Source organism: Okeania sp. SIO2B9, from assembly GCF_010672505.1.
Taxonomy (GTDB): Bacteria; Cyanobacteriota; Cyanobacteriia; order Cyanobacteriales; family Microcoleaceae; genus Okeania; species Okeania hirsuta.
Window position 1 is genome coordinate 1 of the sequence record NZ_JAAHGK010001105.1, and the last position, 2593, is coordinate 2593.

The 2593-nt window shown below is 40.7% G+C and carries 1 protein-coding gene; it reads right to left on the reverse strand.

Annotated features, from left to right (window positions below):
- Nucleotides 1-341 precede the first annotated feature (341 nt).
- Complete coding sequence (locus F6K13_RS27825) at nucleotides 342-2501, reverse strand: N-acetylmuramoyl-L-alanine amidase (protein ID WP_287289107.1); 2160 nt, start codon at nucleotides 2499-2501, stop codon at nucleotides 342-344.
- Nucleotides 2502-2593 lie beyond the last annotated feature (92 nt).

Genomic DNA, 2593 nt, shown 5'->3' on the forward strand with positions numbered 1-2593 from the left:
TAAGTACAAAAATGGTCTAGCTCATATAAGTTATTCCTTGGGCTATTTTGAAAGCCTTCTCTGATTAAGTTGTGCTTGATATCCTAAATGCCAAGCATTAATACCTGTTAGTTTTTTAGTGGCCTCAATAGCAACAGCCTTTTTCTTGTCACCTTTTGACCAATCATATCAGAAATTAGTCTAAATAACTCAGGGGTAACAAGCTAACCAAAAGCTACATAGAGCAATACTTTTGGATGAATAGAGAACATCAGGTGATAATCAAAATCTTGTAGGGACATTCCATCGAACGTCCCTACTTCCTACTTCCTACTTCCTATTTCCTACTCCCTACTCCCTAATTAACGAGAATAAGCTTGAACATATCTAAGTATCCCACGAGCGATCGCCTGCGCCATACGACTACGTTGGCCAGGGTCTGCAAGAATCCTAGAATCATAATTACCAGTGACAAAACCCACCTCTACCAATACAGCAGGCATCTTAGTCTTCCTTAGCACATAAAAACGAGCGCGCTTCACACCACGATTATTCATTGTGGGGAAACTTTCCAACATACTATTCTGAATATACTGCGCTAAAGCCTGACCACTTTGATAATAAAAAGTCTCTAAACCATTAACATCAGGGCGACTCATACTAATAGCATTAGCATGAATACTCACAAACAAATCGGCATTTACCCGATTGGCCAATTCTGCCCGTGGTGGTAAATCTAAATCCCTGTCTGTCTTACGAGTCATCACCACTTGTATATTATTCTGCTCCAGGATTTGAGCTACCTCCAATGACATAGGCAACACAATATCCTTCTCTCGCAGACCAAAACCAACTCCACCTATATCTGTAGGTCCTCCGTGCCCAGGGTCTATAACTATCATTAACCGTCCATCACGCTGGGGTAATCTATTTGGTAAAGGAAAACGACGATTACTATTATTAGGATTAGAAGGGCGATCGTTACGACGAGGCCAGGGGAAAGGCCACCGTCTCGGACGTAAATTTCCTTGAGAATTTTGAGGTAATCTATTCTGAGGAGATGAATTTTGAGGTAATGAATTGTTACCTCGTGGGAATAGTGAGGGTCTGGAACCAGAAGATTGCTGTCTAGGAGCTGACTGCCAACCAGGAGGAGTAGTACCAATATTACCCCAACCCATAGGTAAAGATAACTTTTGTGGGGAAAGCTGAGTTACCTGAGCAATTTTAATATTAGTAGCAGGCTTAACCAGAATAGTAACTGTTTCTGGATCTTCTTGACGTATCTTTGCCCAAAGTAAAGGACTACCCACCCGTCGGCCAGGTAACTTTAATCGGTCATCTACCTTAGCATTATATATAGTAATTCCATAAGCATCCTCTTCGGAATCCCAACCACTCGTATAGTTTAGAGATCTATCTCCTGTAATTACTAAGTCAGTACCATTTTTCAACTCTACTGACTTAACAACTGCAAAACCAGTAGCTTGATTAATTGTTGGTGGTGTTTCTCCTTGAGGCCATATCGCTACTCCACCTGCATAAGCACGAGCTTGCCATTGAGTTTTAGTATCTGGAAGACTAACTGTCAAGCGAACTACTGCAGGTGTTGTTGAAAGCTGAGTAAGTTGAGTAATTGTTAATCCAGATTTATTAAATCTTTGATTTGACTTGACATCTTTTGCTGTGAGAGTAGCATTCAGAATATCAATGGTCATCCAAGTACGGTCAACACTCTGCTTGAGTTCTATTTCTGGTAGTTTACCGCTCGTTTGTAGAACTACTCCATCTTGCTTTACTTGGACATCTTCTACAAGAGTTGGCGTACCAGTGGTAGCAACTTGATTAACAGGAGCAGGGTTTCTTGGTCTTAGTATATTTTGATTACTCGGTCTCTCTATTCTGCGAGGAGCTAAAGGCGAATTTTGAGGTAGTGGGGGTGGAGACTGAGGACTTTGAGGTGGTGGGGATGGAGACTGGGAACTTTGAGGTGGTGGGGATGGAGACTGAGAACTTTGAGGTGGTGGGGATGGAGACTGGGGTTTAAGGTTAATATCTGAAGTAGAGGCAATCTTTTGAGGTGTGGGTATTTGCACAGTCCATTCGCTAGGAGATATGCCCCTAAATTGCACCTGTTTTGGGTCAAGAGTATACCCATTATTTAATTCTACTACAATCCTAGCTGTTTGAGAATTAAATTGTCCTACTCTAACTGCTTTTATTGCCCCACCGACAACTTGAGAAGTTCTTATACCACCTAAAGTTGTGCCAGGCAAATCTATAACTAAGCGAGTTGGGTTAGTTATTAATTGTGCTTTTGGCTGAACACCTCCTTCAGTAGTAAAAGATAGTCGATTCTGATTTGCTTGAAACTGCCAAGATTCTAGGGTAGCAGCTTCAGTAGGACTTCCAAGTACAAAAACACTGAGTATACTTGGAAGTAGATAGCGTACCATTAGATTTTTTCCCATCTGGGTACTTTTGAGAAATATCACACGATTTCCTGGATATATATTTTTCATATCAAGTTTAATACTTTATGAACCCCTCTAAATATAGATGATGTATTGATATACCCCTGATAATTTTTGGTGAATAGAATAATTATTAACCA

What these genes read in the sequence shown, in the direction of transcription:
- F6K13_RS27825 (WP_287289107.1), bottom strand. Translation starts at nt 2,501, where the DNA reads ATGAAAAATATATATCCAGGAAATCGTGTGATATTTCTCAAAAGTACC.